The organism is Prevotella marseillensis (assembly GCF_900625065.1).
GTDB classification, from domain to species: domain Bacteria; phylum Bacteroidota; class Bacteroidia; order Bacteroidales; family Bacteroidaceae; genus Prevotella; species Prevotella rara.
Genome location: NZ_UYXY01000001.1, coordinates 2,524,625 through 2,540,000 on the forward strand (window position 1 = coordinate 2,524,625; position 15,376 = coordinate 2,540,000).

The following is a 15,376-nucleotide window of genomic DNA, read 5'->3' on the forward strand; positions in this document are numbered from 1 at the left end:
GTTTTGCCTTTGTCCGCTTATTTTATTCGGCAGAAAACATGATTCATGCTATAACAAGCATACAGACGAAGCCGGCACTCAACGACTGACTGGTGCAAAGGCTACACACAGCAGCCATGCATATAGAGATGTTCTGCCATGCCCTCGCCCATCTGAAAATTAAACCCTGCGATTCAGACAAAATTACCCTATGGTTTACGGATAAAAAGTGGGCCGTTTTTGCATAAAAAGTGGCCCATTTACGAGTCGTAAACAGGCCACTAACAGTTTAAAATCAAAACAGTGTGATTATCTTAATAAACAGGCGTTAAAACACAGTGCAAATTACCATCTAAAACATAAAACCGATTAAAAGTTACGATTTTCGGACGCTTTTCAACTCATTGTAAATATAATTCCACAAAATCTGATTAAAGTCCGCAAATACTTACATACTTTTTTACCGGGTATTTATAAAAATCATACTTTTTCATCATATAATTCAAAGAATATAGGAGGCGGCTCGGAACTGTCAAAACAAAAAACATTGTTTTTCTTTTGACTTTTCACTCGCCTTTCACTATCTTTGCATAAGGCATGAAGGCAACACGTTACAGACGGATGCCGCATGACGTAACAAAAATGAAGAGAGAAATGGAAAGACTTTATCCGATAGGCATACAAAACTTTGAAGACCTGAGACGCAACGGGTATATATATGTAGACAAGACGGCACTGATACATCGCCTTGTACGCACAGGCAAATATTATTTTCTCGGCCGCCCGCGACGCTTCGGAAAAAGTCTGATGATTTCTACTCTGGAGGCTTATTTCCAGGGAAAACGTGAACTATTCAAGGGACTCGACGTTGAAAAGCTGGAAAAAGAATGGACTGTGAGACCTGTGCTGCACATCGACCTGAATGGTCAGGAATACAAATCACGACAGGACCTTGAAGATATGCTCAACAGCTATCTTGCAAAATGGGAAAAGATGTATGGGTGCGAGACATCTGAGAAATCTGCCTCACTACGCTTTTCTGCCATAATAAGAAATGCGGCAAAACAGACCGGACAGAACGTGGCAATACTCATAGACGAATATGACAAGCCACTGATACAGGCCATCGGAAACGAAAAGCTGCAAGATGAATACCGCAACACGCTTAAAGCATTCTACGGCAACCTGAAATCGTGCGACGGATATATCAAGTTTGCCATTCTTACAGGCGTAACCAGATTCAGCAGGGTAAGCATATTCAGCGACCTGAACAACCTGAACGACATAACAATGGACGACAATTATTCTGCCTTATGCGGAATAACCGAAAAGGAACTGAAGGGCAACTTTGAACCTGACATCAGGCAACTGGCCGAAAAGATGAACATATCGTTCGACGAAACTTGCAACCGGCTGAAAAAACTTTATGACGGATATCATTTCACCGAAAACGGCGAAGGCATGTACAATCCGTTCAGCCTGCTGAACACATTCTATAGGATGGAACTCGACAACTACTGGTTTGCCACAGGAACCCCTACCCTGCTCGTAAAGATGCTGAAGCAGAACGACTATCGTCTGAGCAATCTTACGGAAGGCGTGCAGGCTTCGTCTTATGAGCTCAACGGAATGGAGAACACGGAGAACAATCCTGTGCCTATGTTCTTCCAGACAGGATATCTGACAATAAAAGACTACGACAAGGAGTTTAAGACATATACACTTGGATTTCCCAACGAGGAAGTTGAACACGGGTTTATCAACTTTCTCATGCCGAGCTATGTCAACATAAACGAACATGAGTCGGCTTTTCAGATAATGAACTTTGTAAAGGAGGTTAGAGCCGGAAAGATTGACGACTTTATGGCGCGCCTGCAAAGCTTCATGGCCGGCACGCCCTACGAACTGGCACGTCAGCAGGAACTTCACTATCAGAACGTGCTCTACATAATGTTCAGCCTACTGGGCTTTTATACCGAAGCCGAATACCACACGTCGCAGGGAAGAATAGACATGGTGGTAAAAACAAAGGAATATATCTACGTCATGGAGTTTAAGCTTGAAGGCACTGCGGAAGAGGCCATAAAGCAAATCAACGAGAAACAATATGCTGCCCCGTTTGCATCAGACCCGAGAAAGCTGTACAAGATTGGCGTAAACTTCAGCCGCGAGACAAGGAATATAGAAAGGTGGATAGTGGAATAGCACTATCCTCGACAAACAGGACATACCGGCAATATTACTGAATGCGCAAACAGTAATATTACAGTATGTAAACGTTTCTTATTATCTTTGATAATTGATTTCCGGCGGTCCGAAAGGTATCGGTCCGGGCATCGGCGTAAACTCAGGCATAATCATCGGCCCTTGCTTCTTGTTGTTCTTAAACACAGCCTCATCAAGTACTTCTTTTACCAGCCAGCCCACAGGCAGTTCAAGCGTAAACTTTTCGCTGAATTTTATCTTAGGCGTTATTATCGGCGACGTAACCCAACGGCCGGCAAACGAGTCATAATATCGCTCAACACCCACATCCATGCCGAACGTTTCGCCCATTAAGCTCAAGAAACCTCCGTAACCGCTCGAACTCATATAAGGCATGGCTCCCATCGTGTAGTACGACTGCCCGGTATAATAACGGCCAAATATAGTGGCCGAGACGTTTTCGTTGAAGTTATAGGTAACAGAGCCCCTGAAGCCAAACATGGTGTTCATGTTGCGCCACATAGAATAGCGGTCGGCTGAAACTCCTCCGGCAAAGGTGAAGTTGCCGACATTCTGCACAGCGCTGAACGACACGTTCTGGTTAGACATCAGAACAGGCATGATGGTGCGCGAGCCGGAACCAATAAGATAGCCGTTCTTCCATGAAGTGACGACACCGCTGCGGCTGAAGTCGTAGGCATAAGGCGATGCAGTAAACTTCGGTTCGGGCATGCCGTAAAGCATTATGCGCTCTATACTGTCAACATGAAACTTTGGTTTGGGAGGCTGAACCGACGACATCATCCTGCTGAATGTGCTATTCGTAAAACGGCTTTCGGGCAAAGGCACCGAAAACTCCGGCGAATAGGCATCATGCATAAGCTTATCCTGAAATGCTGACGGCACGGAATCAGTAATGTCATTGCCGCCGTCGTTGATTTTAGAACTGCCGAAAGGCTCTTGGGCAAAGACCGTAAAGACGAAGGACAACAGGCATACAAGGGCCATTGTTCTTCTGCGGACAAACTGACTGATATTAAATTCCATACCGCAAAATAATTTAATTACCATGACGGCTGTTCAACTTTTGACAAGCTGCTGCATCCGCAACCGACAACACAACGTACAGCCCACAGACAGGGCCAAGGACTTAGCCAAGAAATGGCTAAAATGCCTTATCGCATAAGCCAACGGTTCTTATGGAAAACCATTGGTACGACAACTTCCTCGTTAAGGCTGTCGCCGAAACAGAACACAAGGAAGGCTTCGGATGCATGGACAGACTTGTCTGTCTTTTCAATATGGATTGTGTCGTTGACACAGTTCATTATCCTGACTTCACGTATGCCGTGATGCTCCTCTTTGACACGTTCCACAAACATCTTGGCATTGGCCTCGAGCTCTTCGCGATAACCGTCGGGGATGGTGTCGGCAAGATACATGCCGCGAACAAAATATGCATAATTTCCGGCCAGCAGCGAGTCGTAATACTCCTTTGCGGCCTTGGCTGCAGCGATATCGTTTTTATGTTCTTCGCTGCACGCAAAGAACATAAAAACGCAAAAAGTGAATATGACGAAAAATATTTTTCTCATTTAATTATATTAGCATCTATAAAACATGGCCAACGCGCCACAAGTTATTTTTGCCTGATAAAGATGTTTATCGGTGAGCCCGTGAGAGTCCAGTTCTCGCGAATCTTGTTCTCGAGGAAACGTCTGTAAGGCTCCTTGATGTATTGCGGCAGATTGGCGTAGAACACGAACGAAGGTATCTGCGTGTTGGGCAACTGCGAGCAATACTTTATCTTGATATACTTGCCCTTTATCGATGGTGGCGGATAAGCCTCAATCAGCGGCAGCATAACCTCGTTGAGCTTGGTGGTTCCGATCTTGGCCTTGCGGTTGAGATAAACCTGCTTGGCTGTTTCGAGCACCTTGAATATGCGCTGCTTTGTAAGTGCCGAGGCAAAGATTATGGGGAAGTCGGTAAACGGAGCCATGCGGTTGCGTATGGCAGTAACGAAGGTGTCGATAACCTTCTGGTCCTTGTTCTCTACCAAATCCCACTTGTTCACCACAACCACGAGCGACTTGTTGTTCTTCTGTATAAGCTGGAAGATGTTCATGTCCTGTGCCTCGATGCCTCGTGTAGCGTCGATCATAAGTATGCAGACGTCCGAGTTTTCGATGGCGCGGATAGAACGCATCACGCTGTAGAACTCAAGATCTTCAGTAACCTTGTTCTTACGACGTATTCCGGCAGTGTCGACAAGGTAGAAATCGAAGCCGAACTTGTCGTAACGCGTATAGATACTGTCGCGCGTAGTGCCGGCTATCTCGGTTACAATGTTGCGGTCTTCACCTATAAAGGCATTGATGATGCTGCTCTTGCCGGCGTTAGGACGGCCGACAACGGCAAAGCGAGGAATGCCGTCTTCGAGCAGTTCGCCGCTGTCGCTCTTGAACTTTGTAAGCATGAGGTCGAGCAAATCGCCCGTGCCGCTGCCCGTGGCGCTGCTTATGCACTGCGGATCGCCAAGTCCGAGCTTATAGAACTCGGCAGCACTATACTGCAGGTCGTTGTTGTCAACCTTATTGACCACCACGATAACCGGCAGCTTTGTACGGCGCAGGATGGCAGCCACGTCCTCGTCCCAGTCGGTCAGACCGGTTGTAACGTCAACAAGGAAGAGCACCAGGTCGGCCTCTTCGGTGGCTATAATCACCTGCTTGCGTATTTCTTCTTCAAAGATGTCATCCGACTTTACCACCCATCCTCCGGTGTCGACAACGGAAAACTCCTTTCCGTTCCACTCGCACTTGCCGTACTGACGGTCGCGTGTGGTGCCGGCGGTGTCGCTGACTATAGCACGACGCGACTTTGTGAGTCGGTTAAAAAGCGTAGACTTACCTACATTAGGGCGTCCTACTATTGCTACTAAATTTGCCATTTGTCATTTGTTTTAGAGAGATCAAGCCTGCCGGGATTCATCCTTGATACGCATGCCGGACGCTGAGTCCTGCCGCACGACGGCCGAAACGGAGGCCAACACATCTCCCTCTGGTTTATATTTATTATAGCTTCACTCTTTATCTGTTTATTCAAAGCATCAGGAATGCCATATTGGAGCATGTCAAGAAGCCGAAAACAACAATACGTGATTACTCCGGATTGTAGCCAAAGTTGTCGAGTTCTTTCTTGGAACTGCGCCAGTCTTTGTCAACCTTGACGAACATCTCGAGGTAGATGCTCTTGCCGAAGAACTTCTCAAGAGTCTTGCGTGCCTCGGTGCTCATCTTCTTCAGGGCCACGCCCTGATGTCCGATGATAATGCCTTTCTGCGAGTCGCGCTCAACATATATTACCGCACGTATGTGTATGTGGCGCTCGTCTTCCTTGAACGACTGCACGCTGACCTCAACAGAGTAAGGTATCTCCTTGTCGTAATAGAGCAGAATCTTCTCGCGTATTATTTCGCTCACAAAGAAACGTGCCGGTTTGTCGGTGAGCTGGTCTTTGTCGAAATAAGGCGGAGAGTCGGGCAGCAGCTCCTTAATGCGCTTCAACAGCATGTCGATGCCAAACTTATTCTTTGCCGATATGGGCAGAATCTCAGCCTCGGGCAGCAGCTTATGCCACAGCTCAACCAGGTCGCCGAGCTTCTGCTGGTCGCTCTCGTCAATCTTGTTGATAAGCAGGAGCACCGGAATAGTCATCTTGCGCACCTTCTCAAGGAAGTCCATGTTCTTTTCGGGGTTCTCCACCACGTCGGTTACATAGAGCAGCACGTCGGCGTCTTTAAGTGCCGACTCAGAGAAAGCCAACATCGACTCCTGCAGCTTATAGTTTGGCTTGAGCACTCCCGGGGTGTCGGAGAACACAATCTGCATGTCGTCCGTGTTGACGATGCCCATTATACGGTGGCGCGTGGTCTGCGCCTTGAATGTGGCAATGCTTATGCGCTCGCCTACAAGCTGATTCATCAGCGTCGACTTGCCCACGTTAGGATTACCTACAATGTTTACAAATCCTGCCTTGTGCATCTGTATTTTTATTTTGCTTGAATAAAAGATTATAATCTAAGTCTGCAAATATACGAAAAATTTTCAGCACAACCAACTAAGCAGGTTGCATGTGGCAAGAAATCAAGATAAAAGATGTTAAACTGACACTTGGAACACGTTGCCATACGCCAACAGGAAAAAGCGTCCGAAGCCTGCATTAATCACCACATTATCAGGACGTTAAGCAATCCGCATGTCAATATATTCGATAACACAATAAAGTAACGGAAGGCACGTTATAACAATAGTAAATTAAACTAAAAAATATTATTATGGTCAAGAATTTTTTCATCTTTCTTATTGTGGCCATCGGCCTTTGTTCATGCGATGGAGCTGAACCACACCTCATCGTAACCGAAGCGAACAAAGCAACTAAAGAGCTTAACGAAAGGTATTTCGACATCACTTGTGGCGAATGGTATAACGAGGTGTCTGACAGTACAGGAAAAATTTACGAATATATCTATCTCGGAAAAGACAGAAAGAACGTACATATAACAAAGATTGTAACAAGAGAAATTGTAAAAATCAACGGTAAAGACACCTACACTGATTGGCGAATACTGAAAAACGATACGACCAAAGGAGACTGGAAATTGTACTGCACAGAAGAAAACGGAAATCTGACACCATATATCGAAATAGAAATATACTATGGCAACAACTGCGCAAACGGAAGATTCGGCCATTTCTACCATGCCGATGCAAACGAACTTCATGCAGACGTGTTCTATTTCGACAAAATGAAGCGAGGAAAAGCAGAGCCGAGCTTCTGACGAAATAAAAAAGACTTCGCAGGCTGATGTCCGGCGAAGTCTTTTGTTTATTTAAACCAACTCAATTTTTTAGGCTACAAGAACCTAAATTAAAATCACATTTCTCATACGATCTCACTGTTTAAGCCATACGGCGAAATTACATCCACGGCATGCACAACGCATCTGACTGCAACGCCCTAATGACTTAAACACCGGCGCATCGCCCCGCGCTAATCCTTCAGCGAATACGTAACCGTGGTAACCACACGCACCTTCTTTATGTAAGGCGTGTTGCTGTCGCGATCGTCTATAGAGAACTGTCCCTGGTCGGCAGTCATAATCTTGTCGAGTTTGCTGTTGCTGTTTTCGGCAAACTGTGCCGCCGTCTGCTCTGCGTTCTTTATAGCCTCCTGCATCATCTTAGGCTTCATCTGCTGGAACGAGACATACTCATAAGACACTCCGCTGCCATATCCGCCGTCGACAACGGCCACGCCCTGCTTAAGCAGTTCGCCCTGACGCGCAATGATGCTTCTTACGAGCTTCACGTTGCGCGACGTAACGGTAACCGTTGACGTTATGTTGTAACGGTAGTTGCGCTTTGCCATGCTGTACTGGTCGGCATTAAGGTCGATCACCACGGGGGCGTTGACGCTGATTTCGCTCTCCTTGATGCCGTTCTGCGTCAGAAAGCTCTTCACCTTGGCCGTGGTAGCGTTTATGCGCGTGTATAGCTCCGGCAGGTTGTCGCCCAGCTCCTTTGTAAGTATCGGCCATGTAACCTTGTCGGCCGCCACCTCCTTCTCGGCAAGTCCCTTCACTGTAACCTTGCGGTCTTTGTTGGTAAAATTGTCGAAACCCGACTTGATGCAGAGGCCCAATATAACGATGCCTGCCGCAATGATTGCTGATTCCCATATTCTGTTCATAGCCTATAAATGTTAAGATTTACGCCATAAATGTACGAAGTTTTTCGACATGTTGCTCTCTGCGGGCCACTTTTTACCTTATGTTAACCTTTCGGACCATACCGGCAACAATATTTACGAAACTTCGGAGTAAAAACATTCAATATGAAAGAATATTGACGGCACGCACGACATCTATGCCTCAGGACAAGCCATGCCCGTGCGCACGCCACTGAATGACGCCGCGCACGGGCATGGCACAAAAAAAGAAACGCACCTGCCATATAAGGGCAGATGCGTCGTCTTTCTATCTGATATTATCTTTCTGTCTATTTTCCGACAAAGTCTGATCCGTCGTAAGCCCACTTGTAGTAAGAAGCTCCGTGAACGAATCCGGCGCCGAATGCCGTCATGATGAGGTTGTCGCCCTTCTTGAGCAGATGCTCGTTCTCCCAGATTGCGAGCGGAATAGTAGCCGCACTGGTGTTACCGAAGTGCTCAATGTTGACCATAACCTGCTCCATGGGCAGCTCAAGACGCTTGGCCACAGCCTCGATGATGCGGATGTTGGCCTGATGAGGAACCACAAAGCGGATGTTGTCCTTGTTGAGGTTGTTGCGCTCTGCAATAAGTGCGCAGTCGTCGCTCATGCTTGTAACGGCATAGCGGAACACTGTGCGTCCCTCCTGATAGAGGTAATGCAGACGGTGGTCGACCGTGAAGTGTGACGGAGGACATACCGAACCGCCGGCCTTAAGATGGAGGAAGGGAAGTCCCTTTCCGTCGGCACGGAAGTAAGAGTCCATCGCACCGATGTTCTGCTCAGTTGTGCCTTCTACGAGAACCGCTGCCGCACCGTCGCCGAAGAGAGGGCATGTGCTGCGGTCTTTATAGTCGACAACTGACGACATCTTGTCGGCTCCGATTACTATTATCCTCTTGTAGCGTCCGCTCTGTATCATCGACGTTGCCACGTCGAACGAATAGAGGAAGCCGCAACAAGCAGCCCAAAAGTCGAAAGCAAACGCGTTTTTCAGTCCCAGCTTGCCTATAACGATAGATGCTGTTGACGGAAAAGCATAATCGGCTGTCGAGGTGGAAACGATGACAGCATCGATGGTATCGGGGTCGACGCCCGTTTTCTTAAGGAGCTGCTTTGCAGCCTTGCGCGCCATGTATGACGTGCCGAGGCCTTCCTCGGTGAGGATGCGGCGCTCCTTGATGCCGACACGCGTCATAATCCACTCATCGTTGGTGTCTACCATTCTTGACAGTTCCTCATTGTTGAGGACATAGTCAGGAACGTAACCGCCGATTCCTGTGATTATTGCGTTTATTTTCTCCATTATTCAGCTGTTTCCTTTACAATAGCGATCTTACCTCTGTAGTAACCGCATGTCGGGCAAACTGTGTGATAAATATGATAAGCGCCGCAGTTAGGGCATACTGCCAGTGTAGGAGCTACAGCCTTGTCATGAGTTCTTCTTTTAAGTGTACGTGTCTTTGACTGTCTTCTTTTAGGATGTGCCATTTTCTTTTAATCTTTAATTATTGTTTTTAATTTTTCTAATTCACTCCAACGCGGGTCCACGGGCTTCTCCTCATCGCCATCACTGCTTCGGGCAGCTGAATGCTCTTCGAGAGCTTTTATCATCGCAGGGTTGCATTTTCCAGGTGCATGCACATGCTTAATGGGTATGCTGAGGGCTATGAACTCGTATATAAACCATGAAACGTCGAGCCGGCCTTCGTCGCGCTCTACCGTTATGAGGTCGTCGTCTTCTGAATATTCTTCTCCAAACTTAACCGTCAGCCTGTTGTCAGAGCTTACGGGCTGCTCCATGTCGTCGAGACAGATGTCGCACGGAACATTGACTGTGCCTTCTGAGTGGAAGTTGAGCTCGAAATACTCTGACGTGCGCTGAACTCTCAGCTCCACCTCTACCGCTCCGCTCCTTACCTCAGGACCGTCTACAGCCTCAAAATAAGCATTGTCGAGGTCGTACTTAAAGATGGTTTCGCCCTCCTTAAGACCTTTCAAATCAATTTTAAAAGACTCTAAACTGCACATTTTTTGATGAATAAAATAAATGACTTCATGCGCACGGAATTACAGCAGCACCCCGGGTGCTTCTTCCACACGCATCGCCTTTGGGCTGCAAAGTTACAAATTATTTTTTATTCTTGTATTACAAATGCCGAAAATTTCATGTATTTATAGACTAAAGTGGCATTGTTTCACCATGTTGCAGCATTTATCTGCTGTTTAGGAGCATGTTAAAAGTATTGACAAATGGCACGTGCCGCATAATTATATGCCGCAAATGCCTACTGCCGGTGCGTGCATATGCCTTAAAATATGGCTGCGCAGGCATGGCGGACATATACCAAACGCCTAAACGGCACATAGGTTGCGCGGCACGGCTTATGGCTCACGGTGCACACTGAAGGCACTTAATACGGCTCCGGCATTTATAAATTTCACACCGGGCATGCGCCCCTTTACGGTGCCCCGGCTACCATTTGGCAGGCTGTTTCAGTCGTCCGTGTAACGCATTGTGTATCAATGTGTTGCAAAAGGCCGTCTTTTACGCTCTAAAACATGGTCTTTTACATGCTGAAAGGTGGCCTTTCGCAACGCAAAAGGCCACCTTTTGAAAACCAGCAGGCATCCATCGCCCTGTCTGTTGGCTCTGCACGCCGTTATGAGCCTGTGGCGTGAGGCAACAAAAGTATATCTTAGCGATGCCGGCCGGAACATGCCCGGGCGGCCGATGCATCTTCATCTTATTTCTTGGTGCTTACCACAATGGCGCCGTTCTTGGCCTGTTCGCCAAATTTTTCAACGGCAGACTCGCCTTTAAACACCTCTATGCTATTTATTTTATCTGCGCTTATCTTTTTCAGCTCGGCGGTACTGACGTGCACACCGTCTACGACATAATAAACATCATCGCTAAAGGCAATATTGCTGCCGGCGGCTTTCTGGCTTTCGCTGTCAGGTCCGCCGTCCATGCGGAAGTTCACTGGCAAGGTGTAACGCACGTTTACTGCCTCGCCGCGCTGATAGCCCGGCACCCATTTTGGCATGGCGGCAACCACTCTGACAGCCTCGGCGTCGAGCTCCGGACTGATGTTTCTTATTGGCTTGACATCTCTAACGGTGCCGTCCTTGCCTACAACAAACTGCACTATCACCTTGCCTTGTATGCCGGCCTTGGCGGCTTCGGCAGGGTATTTTATGTTATCACGCAGGTATGCCATAAGGGCATTAGTTCCGCCGGGATAGCGCGGCTGCTCCTCGACAACGTCGAACACACGGCCGTCATCTTTTGAGTTGCCTGCAGAAACGCCGGCCACACGCCCCCTGAGGCTGTCGGCGGCAGCAGTCTCCGCCGCAGCGGCTTCAGCCGGCATGCCTGCGGCGCCGGCCTCGCCAGTGCTCATGGTCAGATGCTCGGCCGTGCCCGGCATGCTTCTAACAACAGAATTTACGAGAGCATTGCTGTCGTGCTCTATCTCCTTACTCAAGCTTTCGGCCTTCGGCGTGGCAAAAGCCACTACGGCAACGGCCGCAACGGGAACGGTAAGCAATATCTTGGCGCGGTTCCACGGGTTAGACTTTTTAATCAGCATCATAGTTATTCGTTTTTTTAGTGAGTTATGATTTAGATTGTTTGCCATACTGAATAGCCGCTCGCCCACGGCCTTGCGTATCAGAAGGAGCTGATATTCGGATGCGTCGGCACCGCTCTGTATCACGGCCTCGTCGGCCTCATACTCGTGTATGTTCTGCAGCTCGCGGCGCAGCAGCCATGCGGCGGGATTAAACCACTGGAATATCAGCAGCATGTTGCACAGCATTATGTCGAGCGAGTGGCGGCGTGCTATGTGTGCCTTTTCGTGTATTAGTATTTCGCTGCGTCCGCTTTCATAGTCGCTCCTGCTTATCACAATGTTGTTAAACCAGCTGAACGGCGCCACGTCATCATCAATCACTACTATCTTTATGCCTTCGGCGGTTGTAACAGAGTATTTTCCCGAGATAAGCCTATGCAGCCTTACGAGCGAGCATATCTCGCCTACAAGGAACAAGGCCACACCTATTATATATATGGCGAAGAGCACCTGTATGAGCGTCGGCCCCGAGGGCGCAGGGCCGTCGTCTACAACGCCCATGGCCAGCAGTTGCTCTATCTGCACCATTCCGTCGTAAGCCACGGTTGGCTCGTCCACAGATATGTTCACAAACGGCAGCACGAGCGACAGCAGCATGAGCAGCAACAGCGTGGCGCGGTTGAACGCATGAAACGTGTCGCGGCTGAGCAGCAGTTTGTAAAACAGGTAGAAAGCCGCCAGGCATATAGCCACCTTTATCGAATATATGAAAAACATTCCCATGGCATTATCGTTTTTTATCCGTATTTTTATCCTCAAACCGGTCTCAGCGCACGGCCGAAACTTCCTTTATAGCCTCAAACATGTCGTGGCGTTTCTGGCCGTTGGTTCCTATGACCAGCTTGCGCACCACTCCGTCCTTGTCTATCAGCACCGTCGTAGGCGTCTGCTGCACCATGAACATCTCCCAAAGCGTTCTGTCGCCGGCAACTTGCGTGAACCTGAAGTTCTGCCGTTCTACGATGTCTTTTATTTCTTCAAACGAATTATACGTAACGGCAAGGAAGTTTACATCAGGACACTCGCCTTTCCATTTGCTTATCTCGGGCATTTCTCTTATGCACGGTCCGCAGCCCGTATACCAGAAGTTGAGCACCAGCGCGCGGCCCTTGGTTGATGCGTTGTCCCACACACGTCCGTCTACATCCTTCACGCTGAACTGCCCTATCGTGTCGCCTTCGGCAACTCTGGTCTTCTTCGGCACGTTGTAAACCATCTTCATTGCCATAGATTCTCTTACCTGCGCCTGCTCAATCCAGTAGTCGGCGTTGGGCACATCTTCCTTCTTCACGGCATAGCGCTTAGATTCGTCACTTAGCTTGACGCCCTTTATCGCCATGATTTTGTTGCCGTCCTGGTCCGACAGGATTATTACACCAACCTGTTTTCCGTCAACATCCGACGGCATTTCGTTAAAGAAGCAGCCGTCTATGAGAAGTTTCGGCAGTTTTCCGTCGGCAAAAGAGCTTGCAGAAATACACAAGGCGAGCAACAATGTCAGCAGCAGTTTCTTCATTTTTTGTTCTCCTCAACCTTTTTTATGAGGTCTTTCAGCTCGTCGAGCGATATTTTCTCTTCGCTCACAAGTGTTGACACCACTCCAAGATACGACTTGCCGAAGAACTTGTTGACAACGTTATTAAGCGAACCGCGCTTGTAGCCTTCGCGCGATATCTTCGGGAAATAGGCATATGTGCGTGTCTTCAGGTTGCGGTGCGACAGGAAGCCTTTGTCTTCCAGTATATGCACAAGTGTTGAAAGCGTGTTTACATGCGGCTTCGGATCGTCATACAAAGCCTGCAGCTCGCGTATCTGCATCTCGCCCTTGTCCCAATAATGGTTCATTATCTCTTCTTCTTTGTTTGTCAATGATTTCATAGCTATTTGTTTTTTGTTTACCGCAAAGTAACTAAATAGATTAGTTATATGCAAAAATATGCGTGTTAATAAAATTAAAACGGACGCACTTTTAACTAAACAGCTTAGTTTATTAACAATGTAAACGGTCTATTTAACTAAGCAGAATAGTTTAAACATGCGTTCCGCCCAATCCTTTTCTTTCAGCTGAATCATGCTGCATGCTCAATGCCGATGCGAAGCCTGTGGCATCATTTTAATGCGCGCGCAAACAATATTATTATTTTTAAGGCGTTATAAAACTGTATGCAGTGGACAGACCGAATAAGACAGGTGAAGATAATACTCGTGCTGGCGGCCATAATTATTGCCGTTGCTTCTCTTATTGTGTCCAATAATCTTGTAAAGAAGCTTGCCGACGAAGAACACAACAAGATGGAGGTATGGGCTGAAGCCATGCGCTCGCTTAACAAGGCAGACGAAAACACTGATCTCAATCTTGTCCTTAAGGTCATCAACGAAAACAACACCATACCGGTAATTGTTACCGACTCGAAACGCAACGTGCAGATTTACCGCAACGTCAACCTTAAAGGCGTAAATTATGAGGACAGCCTGAAAAATGCCGGAAGCATAAGCGAAAAATTGCTTAACGAAGGAAAATTCATCAGGATTTATCTCGACGACAGCCTTAAGAATGATTATATCAACGTGTGCTACGACGATTCTGTCATTCTGAAACGCCTGTCTACATATCCTTACATCCAGCTTGGAGTTGTCATGCTGTTTGTAGTTGTTGCGATATTCGCACTGCTTACATCCAAAAAGGCAGAGCAAAACAAGGTGTGGGTAGGTCTGTCCAAGGAAACAGCCCACCAGCTCGGCACGCCTATTTCGAGCCTTATGGCATGGACAGAGATATTAAAGGAGAATTATCCTGACGACGAGCTGATACCCGAAATGGATAAAGACGTCAAGAGACTTGAACTTATAGCCGAGCGTTTCTCAAAGATTGGTTCACTGCCGGAGCCTGTTCCTTCAAGCCTCATGGACGTCATGACTCATGTAATCGACTACATGGACCGGCGTACTTCGTCAAAGGTAACCTTCATAAAAGAGTTTCCCGAAAACGACATAACAGTAAGAATAAACAGTTCGCTCTTCGAATGGGTAATCGAAAATTTGTGTAAAAACGCTGTAGATGCAATGGAAGGATGCGGCACAATAACGCTTCACGTCGAGGAAACGGCATCGAGAGTAATCATTGAAGTTACTGACACAGGCAAAGGTATAAAGAAAAAGAACATAAGAAATGTTTTCAAACCTGGCTTTACAACTAAAAAACGCGGCTGGGGCCTGGGACTGTCGTTGGCAAAACGAATCGTTGAGGAATATCATAAAGGCCGCATATTCGTGAAAAACTCAGAAATAGGCAAAGGCACAACATTCAGAATTGAACTGACAAAGCGTGCATGAGAGCGTTTTTAGAGCAATTTCGGTAAGGAACAATAGTTCCGTTCCACATATCCCGTTTCGATGCACAATTAGCCGGCGAAAATAAAAGTCCTTTCTCATTATGTTCAAGATTGCCTTTCATCCAGACATCTTCTGTCCGTTCAGGCGTTCATTCTACAGATGGCAAATATCATTTCCCTTCATTATAAGATTAGAGACATATATAGTTTCAATAGCTCCTGTTACATAGAAATTAAATGCCATCTACTTTTTGACTATACCTGAAGTGGTTCTAGATTTCATTTTCTTCAAAAGACATGCGTCCTTGTAGTCAATGGCTATTTGCATGGTACTATTTATTTTAATTAGTCTGAAACTCTTTATATCTGCAAGATATATTGTATTATACCCTGCTTTAAATTGCACGTAATGCTCCACCCTGTCATCATAGATAATTAAATATGGTATG

At 47.1% G+C, this 15,376-nt stretch carries 15 protein-coding genes (1 of these 15 only partly in view); 3 read left to right on the forward strand and 12 right to left on the reverse strand.

Annotated features, from left to right (window positions below):
* The first annotated feature begins 633 nt into the window (after window positions 1-633).
* Window positions 634-2,184, forward strand: a complete 1,551-nt coding sequence (locus tag EJL04_RS10210) for an ATP-binding protein (RefSeq protein ID WP_053399191.1) — start codon at window positions 634-636, stop codon at window positions 2,182-2,184.
* Window positions 2,185-2,265: 81 nt separating this feature from the next.
* On the opposite strand, the gene EJL04_RS10215 is transcribed toward EJL04_RS10210, so the two are convergent.
* The 4 genes from EJL04_RS10215 to era all read right to left on the reverse strand — a co-directional run bounded on the left by EJL04_RS10215 (window position 2,266) and on the right by era (window position 6,230).
* On the reverse strand, window positions 2,266-3,231 hold the full coding sequence (locus EJL04_RS10215; RefSeq protein WP_125104864.1) for a hypothetical protein: 966 nt from the start codon (window positions 3,229-3,231) through the stop codon (window positions 2,266-2,268).
* Between the two features lie 128 nt (window positions 3,232-3,359).
* Window positions 3,360-3,779: a hypothetical protein gene (locus EJL04_RS10220; RefSeq protein WP_125104865.1), complete on the reverse strand. Its 420-nt coding sequence runs from the start codon at window positions 3,777-3,779 to the stop codon at window positions 3,360-3,362.
* A 44-nt stretch (window positions 3,780-3,823) separates the two neighbouring features.
* Entirely contained in the window at window positions 3,824-5,137 is a 1,314-nt protein-coding gene (gene der, locus EJL04_RS10225; RefSeq protein ID WP_021854240.1) for a ribosome biogenesis GTPase Der, read from the reverse strand.
* Between the two features lie 211 nt (window positions 5,138-5,348).
* Window positions 5,349-6,230 carry a GTPase Era gene (era, locus tag EJL04_RS10230; RefSeq protein WP_021854241.1) on the reverse strand — a complete coding sequence of 294 codons (882 nt, stop codon included), beginning with the start codon at window positions 6,228-6,230 and terminating at the stop codon, window positions 5,349-5,351.
* Between the two features lie 293 nt (window positions 6,231-6,523).
* Between era and EJL04_RS10235 the strand changes: the two genes are divergently transcribed.
* Window positions 6,524-7,027 carry a hypothetical protein gene (locus EJL04_RS10235; protein WP_125104866.1) on the forward strand — a complete coding sequence of 168 codons (504 nt, stop codon included), beginning with the start codon at window positions 6,524-6,526 and terminating at the stop codon, window positions 7,025-7,027.
* 212 nt (window positions 7,028-7,239) lie between these two features.
* Here the strand turns inward: EJL04_RS10235 and EJL04_RS10240 are convergent, their stop codons facing one another.
* The 7 genes from EJL04_RS10240 to EJL04_RS10270 form a co-directional block, all read right to left on the reverse strand.
* On the reverse strand, window positions 7,240-7,938 hold the full coding sequence (locus EJL04_RS10240) for an SIMPL domain-containing protein (RefSeq protein WP_021854244.1): 699 nt from the start codon (window positions 7,936-7,938) through the stop codon (window positions 7,240-7,242).
* A gap of 308 nt (window positions 7,939-8,246) precedes the next feature.
* The gene (locus EJL04_RS10245; RefSeq protein ID WP_021854245.1) at window positions 8,247-9,263 is read right to left on the reverse strand and encodes a beta-ketoacyl-ACP synthase III; all 1,017 of its coding nucleotides are present in this window, start codon (window positions 9,261-9,263) and stop codon (window positions 8,247-8,249) included.
* Entirely contained in the window at window positions 9,263-9,448 is a 186-nt protein-coding gene (gene rpmF / locus EJL04_RS10250; RefSeq protein ID WP_021854246.1) for a 50S ribosomal protein L32, read from the reverse strand. Before rpmF ends, EJL04_RS10245 begins: the two co-directional genes overlap by 1 nt.
* A 6-nt stretch (window positions 9,449-9,454) precedes the next feature.
* Window positions 9,455-9,988 carry a YceD family protein gene (locus EJL04_RS10255; protein WP_053399179.1) on the reverse strand — a complete coding sequence of 178 codons (534 nt, stop codon included), beginning with the start codon at window positions 9,986-9,988 and terminating at the stop codon, window positions 9,455-9,457.
* Window positions 9,989-10,704: 716 nt separating this feature from the next.
* On the reverse strand, window positions 10,705-12,318 hold the full coding sequence (locus tag EJL04_RS10260) for a M56 family metallopeptidase (RefSeq protein WP_125104867.1): 1,614 nt from the start codon (window positions 12,316-12,318) through the stop codon (window positions 10,705-10,707).
* Between the two features lie 43 nt (window positions 12,319-12,361).
* Entirely contained in the window at window positions 12,362-13,111 is a 750-nt protein-coding gene (locus EJL04_RS10265; RefSeq protein ID WP_125104868.1) for a TlpA family protein disulfide reductase, read from the reverse strand.
* Entirely contained in the window at window positions 13,108-13,473 is a 366-nt protein-coding gene (locus tag EJL04_RS10270; protein WP_021854251.1) for a BlaI/MecI/CopY family transcriptional regulator, read from the reverse strand. Before EJL04_RS10270 ends, EJL04_RS10265 begins: the two co-directional genes overlap by 4 nt.
* 285 nt (window positions 13,474-13,758) lie before the next feature.
* Here EJL04_RS10270 and EJL04_RS10275 point away from each other — a divergent pair, with 285 nt between their 5' ends.
* Window positions 13,759-14,928, forward strand: a complete 1,170-nt coding sequence (locus EJL04_RS10275) for a sensor histidine kinase (protein WP_021854252.1) — start codon at window positions 13,759-13,761, stop codon at window positions 14,926-14,928.
* Window positions 14,929-15,171: 243 nt separating this feature from the next.
* Here EJL04_RS10275 and EJL04_RS16830 read toward each other — a convergent pair whose 3' ends face one another.
* Window positions 15,172-15,376: the 3' portion of an STM3941 family protein gene (locus EJL04_RS16830; protein WP_420899302.1), read on the reverse strand. The gene runs 35 nt beyond the window's last position; 205 of the gene's 240 nt are visible here — the last part of the coding sequence; the start codon falls outside the window, past its right edge; the stop codon is at window positions 15,172-15,174.